Consider the following 14,636-nt stretch of genomic DNA (forward strand, 5'->3'; position numbering starts at 1 on the left):
GGCTGCTGACCGCCCTGGCCGCCGCCGAGCAATCCGTTGAGGAGGCCGAGCGTGCCCGCCACACCGGCGGGCGGTGCCGTGGGCGGCGGGGTGGCGTCCGGGGTCAGCTGCCAGGGCTGGCAACCCGACGTCTTGAACGCCTTGTCGGTCGGGTCGATCTGCACCACTTGCGGCTTCTTGCTCATGCTGTTGTCGATGATGTTGCCGTCGGGATTGCCCATCCGCTTCCAGTAGCAGGCGCCGTTGTCGGTGGGCCCGCCGGAGCTGTAGATGCCCGGCACGATGTCGGACCCGACGTTGTAGATGCCGTCCTTGTCGATGGTCGTCTTCGGTCCCGCGGCCGGTGAGGCCGGCGGAGAGGCGGCCGGTGCGGGCGCCGACGACGCGGCGGGTGAAGGCGCGGGCGAGGCGGACGACGGCGGGGGTCCGGGCGCGGGCCCCCGCGACGATGCGGCCGGTGACTGCGAAGGTGCCGGTGTCTGGTCCGGATCGGCCCCCGCGACGCCGGCCGACGCGGCCAAACCCACGATCATCAGTCCCGCGACGGCCAATCGCGCCGCGGTAGGTATACCAGCCTCAAACCCCATAGCACGCCAGCGTACCGGGGGGAGCAGCCGAATTCACCCGAAGCGGCATCCGTGGACGAGTGGCGCCGACGCCGTAACCCGTGGTCAGGGCGCCCGAAACCCCTAATCGAGCCGCCGCACGCGGCCGGCGTAGCCGAGCGCATGCTCGTACGCTTTGAGGTTGTCGCGAGAGATCTTCGCGTGCACCGGGCGTTCCAGGAGGAGCCGCAGGACCGGGTTGTATGCGTGGTAGGTCTCATGGAAGGTCAGCACCGTGGTCCCGTCCGGCTGCTCCTCGAGTCGGTGGTAGCCCTCGGCCCGGGACCACAGGGGCGCGCCGACGGCCACGTACCGGGACAACCTGTTGGTCTGCGCCTCGGTGACCGTCTCCCACGACCGCGCCCGCCCGCCGGACAGCAGATACTTGGGCACTTCGAAGATGCAGGTGCGGACCAGGCCCTCGCCGGCTTCGTCGCCCTCGTTGAGGATCTCCATGCTGCCGGTGGGCCAGGTGAGGACCCGGGGGGCGCGGCGCGTCGGGCGACGCCGGCGGATGCAGCACCCGCCACACCTTGGCCGGGGGCGCATCGACGTGGAAAGGCACGGTGTAGGACTGCATCAGTCGCCTCCCCAGCCATCCCAGAACGTCACGGTTTCCGCGGGCGGCCGCGCGGCCGGCCGGAAGTCGGTGCCGATGGTGTAGGCCACCGGGAACAGCGCGGCCTGCGTGACCGTGTCCGGGATGCCGAGCAACTCGCCCACCTCGCGCTCCCTGGCCAAATGCATGGTCGTCCACACCGAGCCCAGCCCCCGGGACCGCAGGGCGAGCAGGAAGCTCCAGCCGGCCGGGATGATCGACGCCCAGGCCGACGCGGCGGTCAACAGGCTGGAGTTGTCGATGCGGTTCGCCAGGCACGGGATCACATGCACGGGGACCTTGCCCAGGGTGTCGGTCAGGCTCAGCGCGCTGGCGTACACCCGTCGGGTCTGCGGGTCCGCGGTGTCCTTGGCCGCGTACGCCAGGTACTCGGCGCCGACGCTGCGGTAGATCTCGGCGATGGCGGCACGCTTGTCCGCATCGGTGATCACCAGCCAGCGCCAGTCCTGCGCGTTGCTCGCGGTAGGAGCCTGCATGGCCAGCCGGATGCATTCGAGGATCACGTCACGGCCGACCGGCCGATCGAGGTCGAGGCGCCTGCGCACCGATCGCGTCGTCGTCAGCAGTTCGTCGACCGTGGCCAGGTCCATCCGGTGTGCCCCCTAGAGATCGATAGCGCAGGACTGGTCGACGCCCAACACGGTCAACGACCGCCCGAGGCCGAGAAAGACCGCGACACAGAGCGTCAGATCGAGGATCTCGGGGTCGGAGAACGACCCACGCAGCCGCCCGAAGAACGCGTCGTCCAGCGACGCGTGGTCGGTGGCGAAGCGTTCGGCGTATTCGATGGCAAGCCGCTGCCGCGGCGTGTAGCCGGGGTAGCTGGCGTACGCGGCGACGTTGTCGTAGAGCTGCGGCGCCGGGGCGTGCGGACCGGCGTCCAGCACCGACCGTGCCCGGAATTCCGAACAGGCCACACAGTCGTTGATCTGGGCGATGCGCATCCTGGCCAACTCGCGCTCGTCGGCCGGCAGGATGCTCTGCTGGTAGGCGCCGCGAATCATCCGCTCCACCATGTCGCCGAGCTGTGGCCGCAGCGTCCAGATCATGGCGGCTTCGCCGCCCGGGCCGGCCGGCACGTTGAGACGGGCCATCGGCGACTCCTGCCGAAGAAGTGATTACCGAGTCGAGCAAACCAGTTCGCCACTCGGCTGTCCAGGGCGGTCAGCCGCACCGCGCACGATCCAGCACCCGGGCGGCCTGCGCGACCATGTCGGCCACGATGTCGGCCGCCGGCCGGACCTGCCGGATCAGGCCGACACCCTCACCGACGAGGATGGCGGCGGTGTCGAAATCTTCGGCAGCGACTGCCTTTTCATAGCCCGCCACCGCTTCCGGCAGCGAGGCCGCCAGTCCTTCCTCGTCACCGTGCCACCTGGCGAGGAAGGCGTTACCCAGCGCCCGCGCGTCGTATCCGGCGGGCCAATCCAGCTCGCGCACAAGGTCGTAGGCGCGCGTGCGGAAGGTGTCGTCGCCGCTGGCGCGCAGCGCGCGCGCGTGCGCCCCGGGGGACACCAACGCCTCCGGGGACGCCCAGAATCGGGTGCCCACCAGCGCGCCGTCGGCGCCGAGCGCCAGCGCGGCGGCCAGTCCGCGCCCGTCGCTGACCCCACCCGCGGCCAGCACGAGCGTCCCGGGTGAGCGGTCGGCGACGAGGTCGACCACGTCGGGCACCAGTGTGAAGGTGGACCGGACCGGCATGCCGTGGCCGCCGGCCTCGCCGCCTTGGGCCACCACGACATCCGCACCCGCGTCGACGGCCTGGCGGGCGTGGTCGAGCTTTTGCGCCTGCGCGATGAGGGGGACGCCGGCGGCCCGAATCAGGTCGGCGAACGGCTGCAGCTCGCCGAAGGACAGCATGATCGCGGCGGGTCGCCGCTGCAATGCCTCGTCGAGCAGCCCGGGGTGGCGGGCCAGGCTCCAGGTGATGAACCCGCATCCGACCCTCGCGCCTCCGGCCCGGTCGAATTCGCGGCGCAGCCACTGCGAGTCGCCGTAGCCGCCGCCGATGAGGCCCAGGCCACCGGCCGACGTCACCGCCGCGGCCAGCCGCCCCCCGGAGATCATCGCCATGGGTGCGAGCACGATGGGGTGTTCGATGCCGAAGAGTCGCGTGAGCCGGGTGCCGAGGGTCATTGCAGCTCCCCGGTGAGGAATTGCGCCTGGCCGTGGCCGAAAGACCAGTCCTCGTCACCGTTTTCGGTGATCGTGACGATCAGGTCGGCCGGATCGACCCCGCACCGGTGGGCCAGGTTGGCGGCCAGCAACTCGTAGAACTTCTCTTTCATCGCCCGCGTGCGCCGGCGGCTCACCACGTGCACGATCACCTGTTGCGCCGTACGGGTGATGCCCAAACCGGTGTCCAGAGCGACGATCTCGTGGGCGGGATGGGTGCGCACTACCTGGTAGCGATCCCGCGCCGGCACCCCGAACGCTTCGACGACGGAGTGGTGAACCGCGTCGAGCAACCCCCGGACGTCGTCGGGGGCGCGGCCCTCGATCAGGTCGATGTACAGCAGCGGCATTTGTCTCCTCCGATCCAGGTTCTGGCTACGAGGTTAGGTGGGCCCAAATCGCCTGTGAAATGCCGGCTGTAATCGATCTATGCTTGTCGGGCATGGGTGTCTTGGATAGCGGCCGGGTCGAGGTGCGTCACCTTCGCGCGTTCGAGGCGGTGGCGCGGCTGCGGTCGTTCACCCGGGCCGCCGACGAACTCCGCATCACCCAACCGGCGCTCAGCCGCACCGTTCGCCAGCTCGAAGACGCGCTCGGCGTGACGCTGGTGGATCGCAGCTCGCGGCACGTCGAGACGACGCGGGCCGGGCGGGCGTTCCTCGACCACGTCGAGCGGGTCCTCGCGGAGCTGGAGCGGGCGTTCGACGCCATAGGTCGGCAGGCGAGCATCGGCCTCGGGTTCAGCTGGTTGTTGCCCGACCCGTGGGCGCAGGACACCGTGGCCCGTTTCGAGCGCGCCACCGGGGCGACGGTCAGGCTGGTCCGCACCGACGATGCGCTGGGCGCCGTGCAGCAGGGCAGGGTGGACGTCGCCGTCGTCCGCGGGCGAGTGACGTCGCCCGCCGTGCGCGTCGTGCACTTGTTCGACGAGTCCCGGGTGGCCGTGTGTTCGGTCCATTCGCCGCTGGCCGGCAGATCGGTGTTGGACTGGGAGGAGGTGCCGCGATGGCCGCTGGTGGTCAACACCGCGAGCGGGACCACCGGGCCGTGGTCGTGGCCGGCGGGCGGGGGGCCGGAAACCGTCGTGGAGACAACAAATTTCGACGAGTGGCTGGAATCCGTCGCGGCCGATCGCGGCATCGGGGTGATCCCCGACGTCGCCGTCCGGCGCAACATCCACCCGGGTGTCCGGTTCGTCGCGCTGCGGGGAGCGCCCGAGAGCCCGGTCTCGCTCGCGTTCCTGCCGCGCGTCCACAACGCGGCGCTGCGGCGCTTCGTCGAGGCGGCCGTCCACAGCGCAAAAGGCGGGTGACGCCCGCGGCCACGAGCGGGCGCGGTGGGTCTCCGTCGATAGATCAGGCCAGCGGCGCCAAGCCCGAGCGCAGCAGCCCCAGGCTGGCGGCCACGAGTTCACCCAGGTCACCGGTGCATCCGTTGCGGCCCCAATTCTCCACTGCCACAACCAGGGCGGCGGCCAACGCTGAGCCGGTGACCTCGGCAAGCAGGTCGATGTTCGCCACTCCCGGATTGCGGCCTTTGACGAACTCGGTCAGCACTCGCGCGAACGACGATTGCACGACGCGCAGATGGCCCGCGATGCGCTCGGCGCTGATCAACTCGGCGCGGGCCGTCGCGGCCTGCCGGACCACTTCGAGGTCGTGCGGGAACGCCGCGACGCTCGCCAGCACCGCGTCGAAGAGGGACTCGGAGGCGGGGCGGGCGGCGAGCGCCTCGGCCAGCCATTCCAGCTGCGTCTCGTAGTCCTGGAAGAGCACGGCCTCCTTGGTGGGGAAGTGGCGGAAGAAGGTGCGCTCGGTCACGCCGGCCTCCCGGGCCAGTTCGGTCACCGTGACATTGGTAAACCCTTTGCGCGCGAAGCTTTTCAATGCCGCTTGGCGCAATGCCTCGTGCGTCGACCGGCGACGCAACTCGTGGCGGTTCGTCGGCGCGCTCATCTCACCGGAATGGTATCCCAGCCGACCAGGCGGAACTGACATCTTCCAATTATGTCAGTACTGACATATTCTTGTCCCGCGCCGATCGAAGGTGCCGATCCGAGGCAGCGATCCACGGGAGCGATCCAAGGGAGGAAGCCATGCCGGACTATGACGCGATCGTCGTGGGAGCGGGCCACAACGGGTTGACCGCCGCCGCGATCCTGCAGCGGGCCGGCTTGCGGACCCTGTGCCTGGAAGCAAACACCTACGCGGGCGGCATGGCGGCGACCGTGGAACTGATCGACGGTTTCCGGTACGAGATCGCCGGTTCGGTCCAATTCCCGACGGCGAGCCAGATCACCAAGGACCTCGGCCTGGACACCCTGCCCACGGTGGAACCGGAGGTGATGTCCACCAACGTCGGCGACCACGGCGAGGAGCCGATGGTCTTCTATCGCGACCCGATGCAGCTGATGACCCACCTGGGCTCCAAGCACGGGATCGAGGCGGTCACCGGCATGGCCGAATTGATCGGGTGGAGCCAGGGACCGGCAAAGGCGTTGGGACGTTTCGACGTCCGCACGCCCCCCAAGACGATCGACGAGATGTATGCCTGCGCGGCCAACGACGGCGAGCGGCGGGCGATTCACGAGATGTTGTTCGGGTCGGCGATGGACGTCATCGACCGCTACCTGCCGGACAAGGACAAGCACGCGGTCATGCGGGGGATGCTCGCCTTCCTGGCGGTCAACTCCACCTACCGCGGCCCCTACACACCGGGCAGCGCCGCCTGCCTGGCGTTCGCCCTGGCGGTGCCGGACGACTCCACCGCGATGATGACCAAACTCAAGGGCGGCATCGGGGCGCTCACCGAACACCTGCGCGAGCTGTTCGTCTCCCACGGCGGCGAGATCCGGTTCCGCGCCAAGGTGGAACAGATCCTGGTCGACCATGGCGCGGTGACCGGGGTGCGGTTGCGCGACGGATCGACGATCACCGCGCCGGTCGTGGTGTCCAACCTCGCGCCGGACGTCACGCTCACCGACCTGGTCGCACCGGAACACGTGCCGGGGGAGCTGGTCTCGCGGCTCTCGGGCCGCGATCACCGCGCCTCCTTCGTGCAGATCCACTTCGCCCTCGACGGGCTGCCCGAATTCGCCGCGCCCTACGAGTTTCTCAACGAAGAGGGCATGCAGCAGTCGGTGGGGATCTTCGGCGCCCCGGAGGAGCAACAGCTGCACTGGGAGAACTGCCGCCGGGGCATCGTGCCGGACAGCCCGTCGATGGGAATGCAGATCCCGTCCGTGCACGATCCCAGCATGGCGCCGCCCGGAAAGCACGCCGCCAGCGCGTACGCGTACGCCTTCCCGGTCGAAGTCGACCGCCACGACCACGGGCGGCTGAAAAACGAGATGGCAGAAAGAGTTATCGACAAGATCACCCGGCTGGCCCCGAACTTCCGGGACATCGTGATCCGGCACATCACGTTTGCGCCCTACCACATGAACACGATGTTCGGCGCGCCCGCGGGCGACTTCTGTCACGGCCTGCTGCATCCGGATCTGATGGGGCCCAATCGGCCGGGACCCAAGGGATTCCTCGACTTCCCGATTCCCATCGGCGGCCTCTACCTCGGCGGCGCGGGATGCCACGGAGGACCGGGTATCACGTTCACCCCCGGCTACAACGCCGGCTATCAGGCGCTCGACGACTTGGGCTGAGTCGCCCGCCTCAACCGCCGAACGTTCCGGTGAGCCGCGCCTGCGCGGTCGCCGCATCGGCGATCGTCTGCGCGGCCTGGACGCCGGCGAGACCGGCGGGCAGCTGATAGTCGTTGGGGAGCTGGTAGAGCGTGAACCGGTAGTGGTGCGTGCCGGTTCCCGCGGGCGGGCAGGGGCCCAGGTATGCGGCCTGCCCGGCCGTATTCGGCAACACGGTCGCGCCGGCCGGCGTCTGGCCGTCGGTGGTGCTCCCCGGACCGGGAGCGATTCCGGCCACGACCCAGTGCACGTAGAGCCCGTTGACGGCGTCCGGGTCGTCGACCACGAGCGCGGCCCCGAGCGGCGCCGACCACGCCAGCGGCGGCGCGGTGTTGGCCCCCTTGCAGGTGTATTGCACGGGGATCGGCGCGCCGTCGCCGAACGCCGGGCTGCTGATGGCCAACGGCCCGCCGGCGGGCGCGGCCGGAACCTGCCGGCCCAGGGTCGTCAGCCTGGGCGCCGACGGCGTCGTCATGTGGGTATCGCCGTGACCAGCGCAGCCGGCCACCGCGACGAGTACGGCGAGCCCGCGGATGACCGAGGCGAGCCGACGGAGTGTGCTCGGGGACGTCGATCGCATAAGGGACTTCGATCTCATAAGGGACAGTGTGGCCCGCGCGGCCCTCGTCGGGAAGCGCCGATTTCGGCGGTCGGACCCGGCTACTCGCCGCGCTTCTTGCGCTCCAGGACCCGCTTGCGCAATCCCTTGGTGGCCGTTTCCATCAAGCTCTTGGACCCCCGCTTGATCAGGAAGCCCGGCACCGGCATCAACAGGTCGACGGTGAGGTCGAAGCGCACCCGGGTGGCGTCCCCGTCGGGCGTCAGCGTGTAGCGACCATCTTGCGCGCGTTGTTGTTTCGCGCGGACCAACGTCCAGCTCACGCCGTCGTCGTGAACGGTGTACGCCAGCTCCTGCTCGTCGCTGACACCGACCAGTTTGACCACCTGCTTGGACCTGGTGGGGTGGCCCTGGTCGTCCCGCTCGAGTACCTCCACCTTTTGGTGCACCGAGGACCACTCGGTCAGCGATTCGAGGTCGAACAGCACATCCATGATCTCATCCGGGGTCGCTTCGATGACGACCTCGCGGGATTCGGTGACAGCCATGGAGGATAGATAACCACTGCGGCGCCGCTAAAAACTCACGGCACCAGGACCACCTTGCCGATGTTCTCCCGGGCGGCCAGGATGCGGTGCGCCTCGGGCGCGTCGGCGAAGGGCACGGCCGCGTGGACGACGGGAGCGATCGTCCCGTCGCCGAGCGCCTTGACCAGCGGGGTGATCCAGGGCTCGAGGGTGCCCCGGTCATCCCACAGCCGCAGCATGTTGAGCCCGATCACCGCCTTGGACTCGGAGAGTTGGTCGATCAGGTTGAACCCGCGCAGCATCGCCAACGCGTGCGGGGCGGCGGCCCGCAACGAGCGCTTCTCACCGTGCTGCAGGTTCGAAACCCCGTACCCCACAAGCCTTCCGCCCGGCCGCAGCAGCGCGTAGGACCGCCGCAGCGACGTGCCGCCCAGGGCGTCGAGCACCAGGTCGTAGTGCCCCAGGCCGCGCCACCAATCCTCGCGCCGGTAGTCGATCGCCCGGTCCACCCCCAGCTCGGTCAGCCGTTGATGCTTTGCGGGCGACGCGGTGCCGTGCACCTCGGCGCCGGCGGCCTTGGCGAATTGGATGGCCGCGATGCCCACCCCGCCGGCGGCGGCGTGCACCAGCACCCGTTCGCCGGCGCGCAGCGACCCGTAACCGTGCAGCGCGGCCCACGCGGTCGCGTAGTTGACCGGGACCGCGGCGCCCTGTTCGAAGCCCATCGAGGCGGGCAGCGGCACGGAGTCGGCGGCGGCCACGTTGACGATCTCGGCGTAACCACCGAACCGGGTTCCCGCCAGCACGCGGTCGCCGACGCGGAAGGGATCGACGCCGGCACCGACCGCCTCGACCGTCCCGGCGACCTCGTAACCCACGACCGCGGGGAGTTTCGGCGCGTCGGGGTACATGCCGACGCGGGCGAGGTGATCGGCGAAGTTGACGCCCGCCGCGCGCACCGCGACGCGCAGCTGCCCGGGGCCCGGCGGCGGCGGATCGGGCCGCTGCTGGACCCGCAGCACCGACGGATCGCCCCGCTTGGTGATGACCACTGCGCGCATCGCGAATCGCCGTTCAGGCCCGCGTGACGGCGTCGGCGAGGCGGGGCAGCACGACATCCCGCCAGCCCGGCCCCATCCGGTCGAAGGCCTTCGCCATTCTCGTGTCGTCAAGGTCGAAGCCGCTGTGTTCCAAGAACACTCGCGTGCCGCCACCTTCCGGCTCGAGCCGCCACGTGAGGGTCCAGGCGGGCGTGAAGGTGTAGACGAAGCGGCGCGGCGGGTCCACCTCGAGCACCGTGCACGGCTGCTTGCCGTGGCCCGGCATGTCGAGGGTGAACCGGTGGCCCACCACCGCGGCCACGTCACCCTCGGCCCACCACCGCCGCAGGAGGTCGGGCTCGGTCAGCAACCGCCAGACCTTGCCGGGCGGGGCTGCCACGAACTGATCCACCCGGATCGTCGCGGGCGTCGACGTTTCGGTCATTCCAACTCCTCTGCCGTCTCGGCGAGCCTGGCCAGTCGGGCACGCCAGAACTTCTCGAACGGATGCAGCCACTCGTCGAGCCGGGCCAGCGGTTCGGCGGTCAGGCGGTAGATGCGATGGCGCCCCTGCGGCTCGTCGGCCACCAGCCCGGCGTCCCGCAGCACCCTGAGATGCTCGGCCACCGCGGGGCGACTGAGCTCGAACCGCTCGCTGAGTTTTCCCGCCGACAGTGGCTGCCGGGACAGGATCTCCAGCAGCTCCCGCCGCACCGGGTTGGCCAGCGCGAGAAAGACCCGGTCGGTGTTGGCCACGACCGGAACGCTATGTGGGCCGACCCGAAATGTCAACTTTTTCCGACACGTTAGGGCGACGCGATCTCCCACCGGGAGTTACCTTGCTGGGTGTGCACCTCGAGTGGGAACGGTTGACGGCCGGCGTGCATCGCTGCCGGCTGCCGTTCTGCGACGTCACGGTGGGGCTGGTGCGGGGCAGTGCGGGGGTGTTGCTGGTCGACACCGGCAGCACGCTTCGCGAGGCGGCCGTGATCGACGCCGACGCGCGGCGGCTCACCGGCCGCCCGGTCACCCATATCGTCTTGACCCACAAGCATTTCGACCATGTCCTGGGTTCCTCGGCGTTCGCCGGCGCGGACATCTACTGCGCGCCCGAAGTGGTCGACTGCATGGCGTCCGGGACGGACCGGATGCGTGAGGACGCGATGCAGCACGGCGCGGACCCCGGGGAGATAGATCGCGCGATCGCGGCCCTGCGACCGCGCCGCATCTATCGCGGCACCTATGAGGCCGCCGTCGACCTCGGCGACCGCACCGTGGCCATCGCCCACCTGGGCCGCGGCCACACCGCGTCGGACCTGGTCGTGATCGCTCGCGGGGGAGCGGACGACCCACACGGCCCGACCGTCGTGTTCACCGGCGACCTTGTGGAGGAGTCCGCCGACCCCGCGATCGACGCCGACTCGGACCTGGCGGCCTGGCCGGCCACCCTCGACCGGCTCCTCGCGGTCGGCGGGCCGGACGCCGCCTACGTGCCGGGCCACGGCAAAACGGTGGACGCGGGGTTCGTCCGTCGCCAGCGGGACTGGCTGGCGCGGCGCGCGGCGGCCGAGCCCGGTTGAGCCGCAGCCGAAATCCGCTCCGGCACAGTCCCTTTACACCGGAGCATCGCCCCGGGGGTGGCGGCGACGCGCGCGGTGATCACCTCGGCGAGGCGTCACGGTCGGGTGGGGCGGTCACCCGCTCGCGGATACAGGCGTCCGGCAACAGTTTTGGGATGGGTCTTTCGACCCCTGATTGAACTGTTCCCTCCGGGGATAGACTCTCGTCCAGGGAAATCCTGCCGGAGAGGAGCGTGCGGCCATGGCCATCATTGACTCGGACACCGAGGTCCGGACATCGTTCGAAGACGACATCGCCGCCACGCAGCGATACATGGACGGCCCGCGCTTCGCCGGCATCACGCGCCTTTATACGGCGCGCCAGGTGGTGGAGCAGCGCGGCACCATCCCCGCCGACTACATCGTGGCGCGGGAAGCGGCCGCCGCCTTCTATGACCGGCTGCGCGAGTTGTTCGCCGCCAAGAAGAGCATCACCACGTTCGGGCCCTACTCGCCGGGCCAGGCGGTGGCCATGAAGCGGATGGGCATCGAGGGCATTTATCTCGGCGGCTGGGCGACCTCGGCCAAGGGTTCCACCACTGAGGACCCCGGTCCCGACCTCGCGAGCTACCCGCTCAGCCAGGTCCCCGACGACGCCGCGGTCCTGGTGCGCGCCCTGCTGACCGCCGATCGCAACCAGCAGTACCAACGGCTGAACATGAGCGAGGCGCAACGAGCCAGCACCCCCGCCTACGACTACCGCCCGTTCATCATCGCCGACGCGGACACCGGCCACGGCGGTGACCCGCACGTGCGCAACCTCGTCCGCCGCTTCGTCGAGGTGGGCGTGGCCGGCTACCACATCGAGGACCAGCGCCCGGGCACCAAGAAGTGCGGCCACCAGGGCGGCAAGGTGCTGGTGCCCTCCGACGAACAGATCAAGCGGCTCAACGCGGCTCGCTTCCAGCTCGACATCATGCGCGTGCCGGGCATCATCGTGGCCCGTACCGACGCCGAGGCGGCCAACCTGATCGACAGCCGCGCCGACGAGCGCGACCAGCCGTTCCTTCTCGGCGCCACCAACCTCAACATCCCCTCGTACAAGGCGTGTTTCCTCGCGCTGCTCCGCCGTTTCTACGAGCTGGGCGTCAAGGAGCTCAACGGCCATCTGCTCTACGCCCTGACCGATTCCGAGTACGCCGCGGCAGCCGCCTGGCTCGAGCGCCAGGGCATCCAGGGCCTGATCTCCGACGCCGCCAACGCCTTGCGGGAGGACGGCCAGCATTCGATCGACGACCTCTTCGACCAGGTCGAGTCGCGGTTCGTGGCGGCCTGGGAGGACGACGCCGGGCTGATGACCTACGGCGAGGCCGTCGCGGAGGTGCTCGAGTTCGGCGAGAGCGAGGAGGACGAGCCGCGCGGCATGAGCCCCGCCGAGTGGCGCCGGTTCGCCGAGCGCGCGTCCCTCTACGCCGCGCGGGAGAAGGCGCGGCAGCTGGGCGTCGACCCGCCGTGGGACTGCGAGCTGGCGAAGACGCCGGAGGGCTACTACCAGATCCGCGGGGGCATTCCCTACGCGATCGCCAAGTCGCTCGCGGCGGCGCCGTTCGCCGACATCCTCTGGATGGAGACCAAGACGGCGGACCTCGCTGACGCCCGGCAGTTCGCCGAGGCGATCCACGCCGAGTTCCCCGACCAAATGCTGGCCTACAACCTGTCCCCGTCGTTCAACTGGGACACCACCGGCATGACCGACGAGGAGATGAAGCGCTTCCCCGAGGAGCTCGGCAAGATGGGCTTCGTCTTCAACTTCATCACCTATGGCGGCCACCAGATCGACGGCGTCGCCGCCGAGGAGTTCGCCGCCTCCCTCAGACAAGACGGCATGCTCGCCCTGGCTCGCCTGCAGCGCAAGATGCGCCTGGTCGAGTCCCCGTACCGCACGCCGCAGACCCTGGTCGGTGGGCCCCGCAGCGACGCGGCGCTGCAGGCGTCCTCCGGGCGCACGGCGACCACCAAGGCGATGGGCAAGGGTTCGACCCAGCATCAGCATCTCGTGCAGACCGAGGTGCCCAAGAAGCTGCTCGAGGAGTGGCTGGCGCTGTGGAGCGAGCACTACCAGCTGGGCGAGAAGCTGCGCGTGCAGCTGCGGCCCCGGCGCCCCGGCTCCGACGTGCTGGTGCTGGGCATCCACGGCAACGGGGACGAACAGCTGGCCAACGTCGTCTTCGATCCGATCAAGGACCGGCACGGCCGCAGCATCCTCACCGTGCGCGACCAGAACACCTTCGCCGAGAAGTTGCGCCAGAAGCGGCTGATGACGTTGATCCACCTGTGGCTCGTCCACCGCTTCAAGGCCGACGCGGTCTACTACGTCACCCCGACGGAGGACAACCAGTATCAGACCTCGAAGATGAAGTCGCACGGCATCTTCAGCGAGGTCAACCAGGAGGTGGGCGAGATCATCGTCGCCGAGGTGAACCGCCCGCGCATCGAGGAGTTGCTCAAGCCCGACCGCGTGGCGCTGCGCAAGCTGATCACCAAGGAAGACTAGGGAGCGGTTTACCGGCGGAGGGCCCGTTTCCTCAGGCCGGAGGCCGTGACGGCGTTGGCGCATGCCACTCGGGCGGTCCGTGATCCGGCGAACGAGTTGTCCAATTTACGAATAAGAAAGTTTCTTATTGCCGAGTCTGTAAATTCCCGTGTGGCAACAGATGTCGGGGGATACGATTTGGCTGGCCGATGGCCCATTAGCCCGAGATGGGCCATCGGCTCCCAACTTCTCACGCCCGATCCGGTGGCGTTCGCACTCGCATCGACTCCTTGTGTCCGGCCCCAGTCGCCGGCCGGCAATGCGTTGCGCCCTCGTACGGCGCCGCCCCCGCAGGTCACGCCCCAAAAATATTTGTCCGTGCAATAGTTGCACAGGTGTATGATTGCTCCCATGGATGCGCGCCACTACGGGCCGACGCGCTGCAACCGAGAGGAGCGACTGATGAATGCGCAGACCAAGACGGCGGCTGCCGTGTTCGGCGGGATGGTCGGGGTGGTTATGGCGGTGGGGATCGGCGGCGTGAGTGCCACGCCGACGGTGGCCGCCCCCGCGGCACATTCCACCGGCGTCGCGTCCACCCAGAGCGAGACCGGTGCCGGCGTCCACCTCGCCACGCTTGCCGGCTGCGTGTCGGGTCTCGACTGCTAGTCGGACCCTCGTCCCGATGGCCCATCCCGGTGATGGGCCATCGGCCTTTCGTGGGCAGAACTCCCGGCGCGAATGCCGTTTGCCCGAGTGCGTGCCGGGGTAAGGAGAAGTGGTCCAGGTGCACGTGGGGCACTTGGGGATTGGGGACTCCGATGAAAACTGCAGCCAGGACCTCGGTCGCGCTGTTCGGCGGCGCGGCGATGCTGGTGCTCGCGGTCGGGTGCGGCGGCGGGAACAAAGGGCCAAGCAGCACCACCACGCCGACGACGACGACGGCGCCGTCGTCCAGCGTGGCTCCGTCCACGCCGGGTGGGGGCGGCGGCGCGCCGGGCGGCCCCACGGGCGGTGGCGGCCCGGGCGGCGGTGGCGGCGGCGTCCCCGGCGGCCCGACCGGTGGCGGCGGCCCGGGCGGCGGTGGCGGCGGCGTTCCCGGCGGCCCGACCGGTGGCGGCGGCCCCGGCGGCGGTGGCGGCAGCATCCCCGGCGTCGGGGGAGGCGGCGGCGGACCGGGTGGCGGCGGCGGTTGCGTCGGCAACGTCTGCGGCGGTTACTGACACCTCGCCGGGCCGGGTACAGCTGATATGTAGGCGTCGTTTGTCAAGAGGCAGGTGAAAGCCGCCCCGGTTGTGATGCCGGGGCGGCTTTCGTTTGAT

General features: G+C 69.7%; 17 protein-coding genes and 1 pseudogene. 6 read left to right on the top strand and 12 right to left on the bottom strand.

Annotated elements, in window-relative coordinates; all coding sequences use genetic code 11:
- From BST44_RS27325 to BST44_RS27350, 6 genes and pseudogenes are all read right to left on the bottom strand, one after another.
- A partial coding sequence (locus BST44_RS27325; RefSeq protein WP_208619900.1) for an Rv1352/Rv1906c domain-containing protein occupies nucleotides 1-587 on the bottom strand: 587 nt, incomplete at its 3' end.
- Between the two features lie 102 nt (nucleotides 588-689).
- A pseudogene (locus BST44_RS27330) lies at nucleotides 690-1,185 on the bottom strand (SRPBCC family protein).
- Nucleotides 1,185-1,814, bottom strand: a complete 630-nt coding sequence (locus BST44_RS27335; protein WP_083179921.1) for a nitroreductase family protein — start codon at nucleotides 1,812-1,814, stop codon at nucleotides 1,185-1,187. The pseudogene BST44_RS27330 and the gene BST44_RS27335 overlap by 1 nt, the downstream one beginning before the upstream one ends.
- Before the next feature lie 12 nt (nucleotides 1,815-1,826).
- Nucleotides 1,827-2,318 carry a carboxymuconolactone decarboxylase family protein gene (locus tag BST44_RS27340; RefSeq protein ID WP_083179922.1) on the bottom strand — a complete coding sequence of 164 codons (492 nt, stop codon included), beginning with the start codon at nucleotides 2,316-2,318 and terminating at the stop codon, nucleotides 1,827-1,829.
- A gap of 70 nt (nucleotides 2,319-2,388) precedes the next feature.
- Nucleotides 2,389-3,360, bottom strand: coding sequence for an NAD(P)H-dependent flavin oxidoreductase (locus BST44_RS27345; protein WP_083179923.1), 972 nt, complete (start codon nucleotides 3,358-3,360; stop codon nucleotides 2,389-2,391).
- Nucleotides 3,357-3,749, bottom strand: a complete 393-nt coding sequence (locus BST44_RS27350) for a tautomerase family protein (protein WP_083179924.1) — start codon at nucleotides 3,747-3,749, stop codon at nucleotides 3,357-3,359. The genes BST44_RS27345 and BST44_RS27350 overlap by 4 nt, the downstream gene beginning before the upstream one ends.
- A gap of 92 nt (nucleotides 3,750-3,841) precedes the next feature.
- Between BST44_RS27350 and BST44_RS27355 the strand changes: the two genes are divergently transcribed.
- Nucleotides 3,842-4,711 (top strand): LysR family transcriptional regulator, encoded by an 870-nt coding sequence (locus tag BST44_RS27355; protein ID WP_083179925.1) that lies wholly within the window; start codon nucleotides 3,842-3,844, stop codon nucleotides 4,709-4,711.
- Nucleotides 4,712-4,754: 43 nt separating this feature from the next.
- On the opposite strand, the gene BST44_RS27360 is transcribed toward BST44_RS27355, so the two are convergent.
- Nucleotides 4,755-5,354: a TetR/AcrR family transcriptional regulator gene (locus BST44_RS27360; protein WP_083179926.1), complete on the bottom strand. Its 600-nt coding sequence runs from the start codon at nucleotides 5,352-5,354 to the stop codon at nucleotides 4,755-4,757.
- Between the two features lie 140 nt (nucleotides 5,355-5,494).
- On the opposite strand from BST44_RS27360, the gene BST44_RS27365 reads away from it, so the two are divergent.
- Nucleotides 5,495-7,057, top strand: a complete 1,563-nt coding sequence (locus tag BST44_RS27365; protein ID WP_083179927.1) for a phytoene desaturase family protein — start codon at nucleotides 5,495-5,497, stop codon at nucleotides 7,055-7,057.
- A gap of 10 nt (nucleotides 7,058-7,067) precedes the next feature.
- On the opposite strand, the gene BST44_RS27370 is transcribed toward BST44_RS27365, so the two are convergent.
- The 5 genes from BST44_RS27370 to BST44_RS27390 all read right to left on the bottom strand — a co-directional run bounded on the left by BST44_RS27370 (nucleotide 7,068) and on the right by BST44_RS27390 (nucleotide 9,978).
- On the bottom strand, nucleotides 7,068-7,676 hold the full coding sequence (locus BST44_RS27370) for a YbhB/YbcL family Raf kinase inhibitor-like protein (RefSeq protein ID WP_083179928.1): 609 nt from the start codon (nucleotides 7,674-7,676) through the stop codon (nucleotides 7,068-7,070).
- 80 nt (nucleotides 7,677-7,756) lie between these two features.
- Nucleotides 7,757-8,203, bottom strand: coding sequence for an SRPBCC family protein (locus BST44_RS27375; protein WP_083179929.1), 447 nt, complete (start codon nucleotides 8,201-8,203; stop codon nucleotides 7,757-7,759).
- A 35-nt stretch (nucleotides 8,204-8,238) separates the two neighbouring features.
- Nucleotides 8,239-9,243, bottom strand: a complete 1,005-nt coding sequence (locus BST44_RS27380) for a zinc-binding dehydrogenase (protein WP_083179930.1) — start codon at nucleotides 9,241-9,243, stop codon at nucleotides 8,239-8,241.
- Between the two features lie 13 nt (nucleotides 9,244-9,256).
- The gene (locus tag BST44_RS27385) at nucleotides 9,257-9,667 is read right to left on the bottom strand and encodes an SRPBCC family protein (RefSeq protein WP_083179931.1); all 411 of its coding nucleotides are present in this window, start codon (nucleotides 9,665-9,667) and stop codon (nucleotides 9,257-9,259) included.
- The gene (locus tag BST44_RS27390) at nucleotides 9,664-9,978 is read right to left on the bottom strand and encodes an ArsR/SmtB family transcription factor (protein WP_083179932.1); all 315 of its coding nucleotides are present in this window, start codon (nucleotides 9,976-9,978) and stop codon (nucleotides 9,664-9,666) included. The genes BST44_RS27385 and BST44_RS27390 overlap by 4 nt, the downstream gene beginning before the upstream one ends.
- Before the next feature lie 92 nt (nucleotides 9,979-10,070).
- Between BST44_RS27390 and BST44_RS27395 the strand changes: the two genes are divergently transcribed.
- The 4 genes from BST44_RS27395 to BST44_RS30565 all read left to right on the top strand — a co-directional run bounded on the left by BST44_RS27395 (nucleotide 10,071) and on the right by BST44_RS30565 (nucleotide 14,537).
- On the top strand, nucleotides 10,071-10,802 hold the full coding sequence (locus tag BST44_RS27395) for an MBL fold metallo-hydrolase (RefSeq protein ID WP_083179933.1): 732 nt from the start codon (nucleotides 10,071-10,073) through the stop codon (nucleotides 10,800-10,802).
- Between the two features lie 241 nt (nucleotides 10,803-11,043).
- Entirely contained in the window at nucleotides 11,044-13,335 is a 2,292-nt protein-coding gene (gene aceA / locus BST44_RS27400) for an isocitrate lyase ICL2 (protein ID WP_083179934.1), read from the top strand.
- Nucleotides 13,336-13,725: 390 nt separating this feature from the next.
- A complete protein-coding gene (locus BST44_RS30560; RefSeq protein ID WP_167380261.1) occupies nucleotides 13,726-13,983 on the top strand; it encodes a hypothetical protein in 258 nt (85 codons plus the stop codon).
- A 152-nt stretch (nucleotides 13,984-14,135) separates the two neighbouring features.
- Nucleotides 14,136-14,537, top strand: a complete 402-nt coding sequence (locus tag BST44_RS30565; protein ID WP_167380262.1) for a hypothetical protein — start codon at nucleotides 14,136-14,138, stop codon at nucleotides 14,535-14,537.
- Nucleotides 14,538-14,636: the final 99 nt, after the last annotated feature.

The sequence above is a fragment of the Mycobacterium scrofulaceum genome (assembly GCF_002086735.1).
Taxonomy (GTDB): domain Bacteria; phylum Actinomycetota; class Actinomycetes; order Mycobacteriales; family Mycobacteriaceae; genus Mycobacterium; species Mycobacterium scrofulaceum.

Excerpts from the sequence above, each read along its gene's own strand:
- BST44_RS27340 (WP_083179922.1), bottom strand. The coding sequence starts at position 2,318 with ATGGCCCGTCTCAACGTGCCGGCCGGCCCGGGCGGCGAAGCCGCCATG.
- BST44_RS27355 (WP_083179925.1), top strand. The coding sequence starts at position 3,842 with ATGGGTGTCTTGGATAGCGGCCGGGTCGAGGTGCGTCACCTTCGCGCG.
- BST44_RS27365 (WP_083179927.1), top strand. The coding sequence starts at position 5,495 with ATGCCGGACTATGACGCGATCGTCGTGGGAGCGGGCCACAACGGGTTG.
- BST44_RS27335 (WP_083179921.1), bottom strand. The coding sequence starts at position 1,814 with ATGGACCTGGCCACGGTCGACGAACTGCTGACGACGACGCGATCGGTG.
- aceA (WP_083179934.1), top strand. The coding sequence starts at position 11,044 with ATGGCCATCATTGACTCGGACACCGAGGTCCGGACATCGTTCGAAGAC.
- BST44_RS27370 (WP_083179928.1), bottom strand. The coding sequence starts at position 7,676 with ATGCGATCGACGTCCCCGAGCACACTCCGTCGGCTCGCCTCGGTCATC.
- BST44_RS30560 (WP_167380261.1), top strand. The coding sequence starts at position 13,726 with ATGGATGCGCGCCACTACGGGCCGACGCGCTGCAACCGAGAGGAGCGA.
- BST44_RS27350 (WP_083179924.1), bottom strand. The coding sequence starts at position 3,749 with ATGCCGCTGCTGTACATCGACCTGATCGAGGGCCGCGCCCCCGACGAC.
- BST44_RS27360 (WP_083179926.1), bottom strand. The coding sequence starts at position 5,354 with ATGAGCGCGCCGACGAACCGCCACGAGTTGCGTCGCCGGTCGACGCAC.
- BST44_RS27345 (WP_083179923.1), bottom strand. The coding sequence starts at position 3,360 with ATGACCCTCGGCACCCGGCTCACGCGACTCTTCGGCATCGAACACCCC.
- BST44_RS27380 (WP_083179930.1), bottom strand. The coding sequence starts at position 9,243 with ATGCGCGCAGTGGTCATCACCAAGCGGGGCGATCCGTCGGTGCTGCGG.
- BST44_RS27385 (WP_083179931.1), bottom strand. The coding sequence starts at position 9,667 with ATGACCGAAACGTCGACGCCCGCGACGATCCGGGTGGATCAGTTCGTG.
- BST44_RS30565 (WP_167380262.1), top strand. The coding sequence starts at position 14,136 with ATGAAAACTGCAGCCAGGACCTCGGTCGCGCTGTTCGGCGGCGCGGCG.
- BST44_RS27375 (WP_083179929.1), bottom strand. The coding sequence starts at position 8,203 with ATGGCTGTCACCGAATCCCGCGAGGTCGTCATCGAAGCGACCCCGGAT.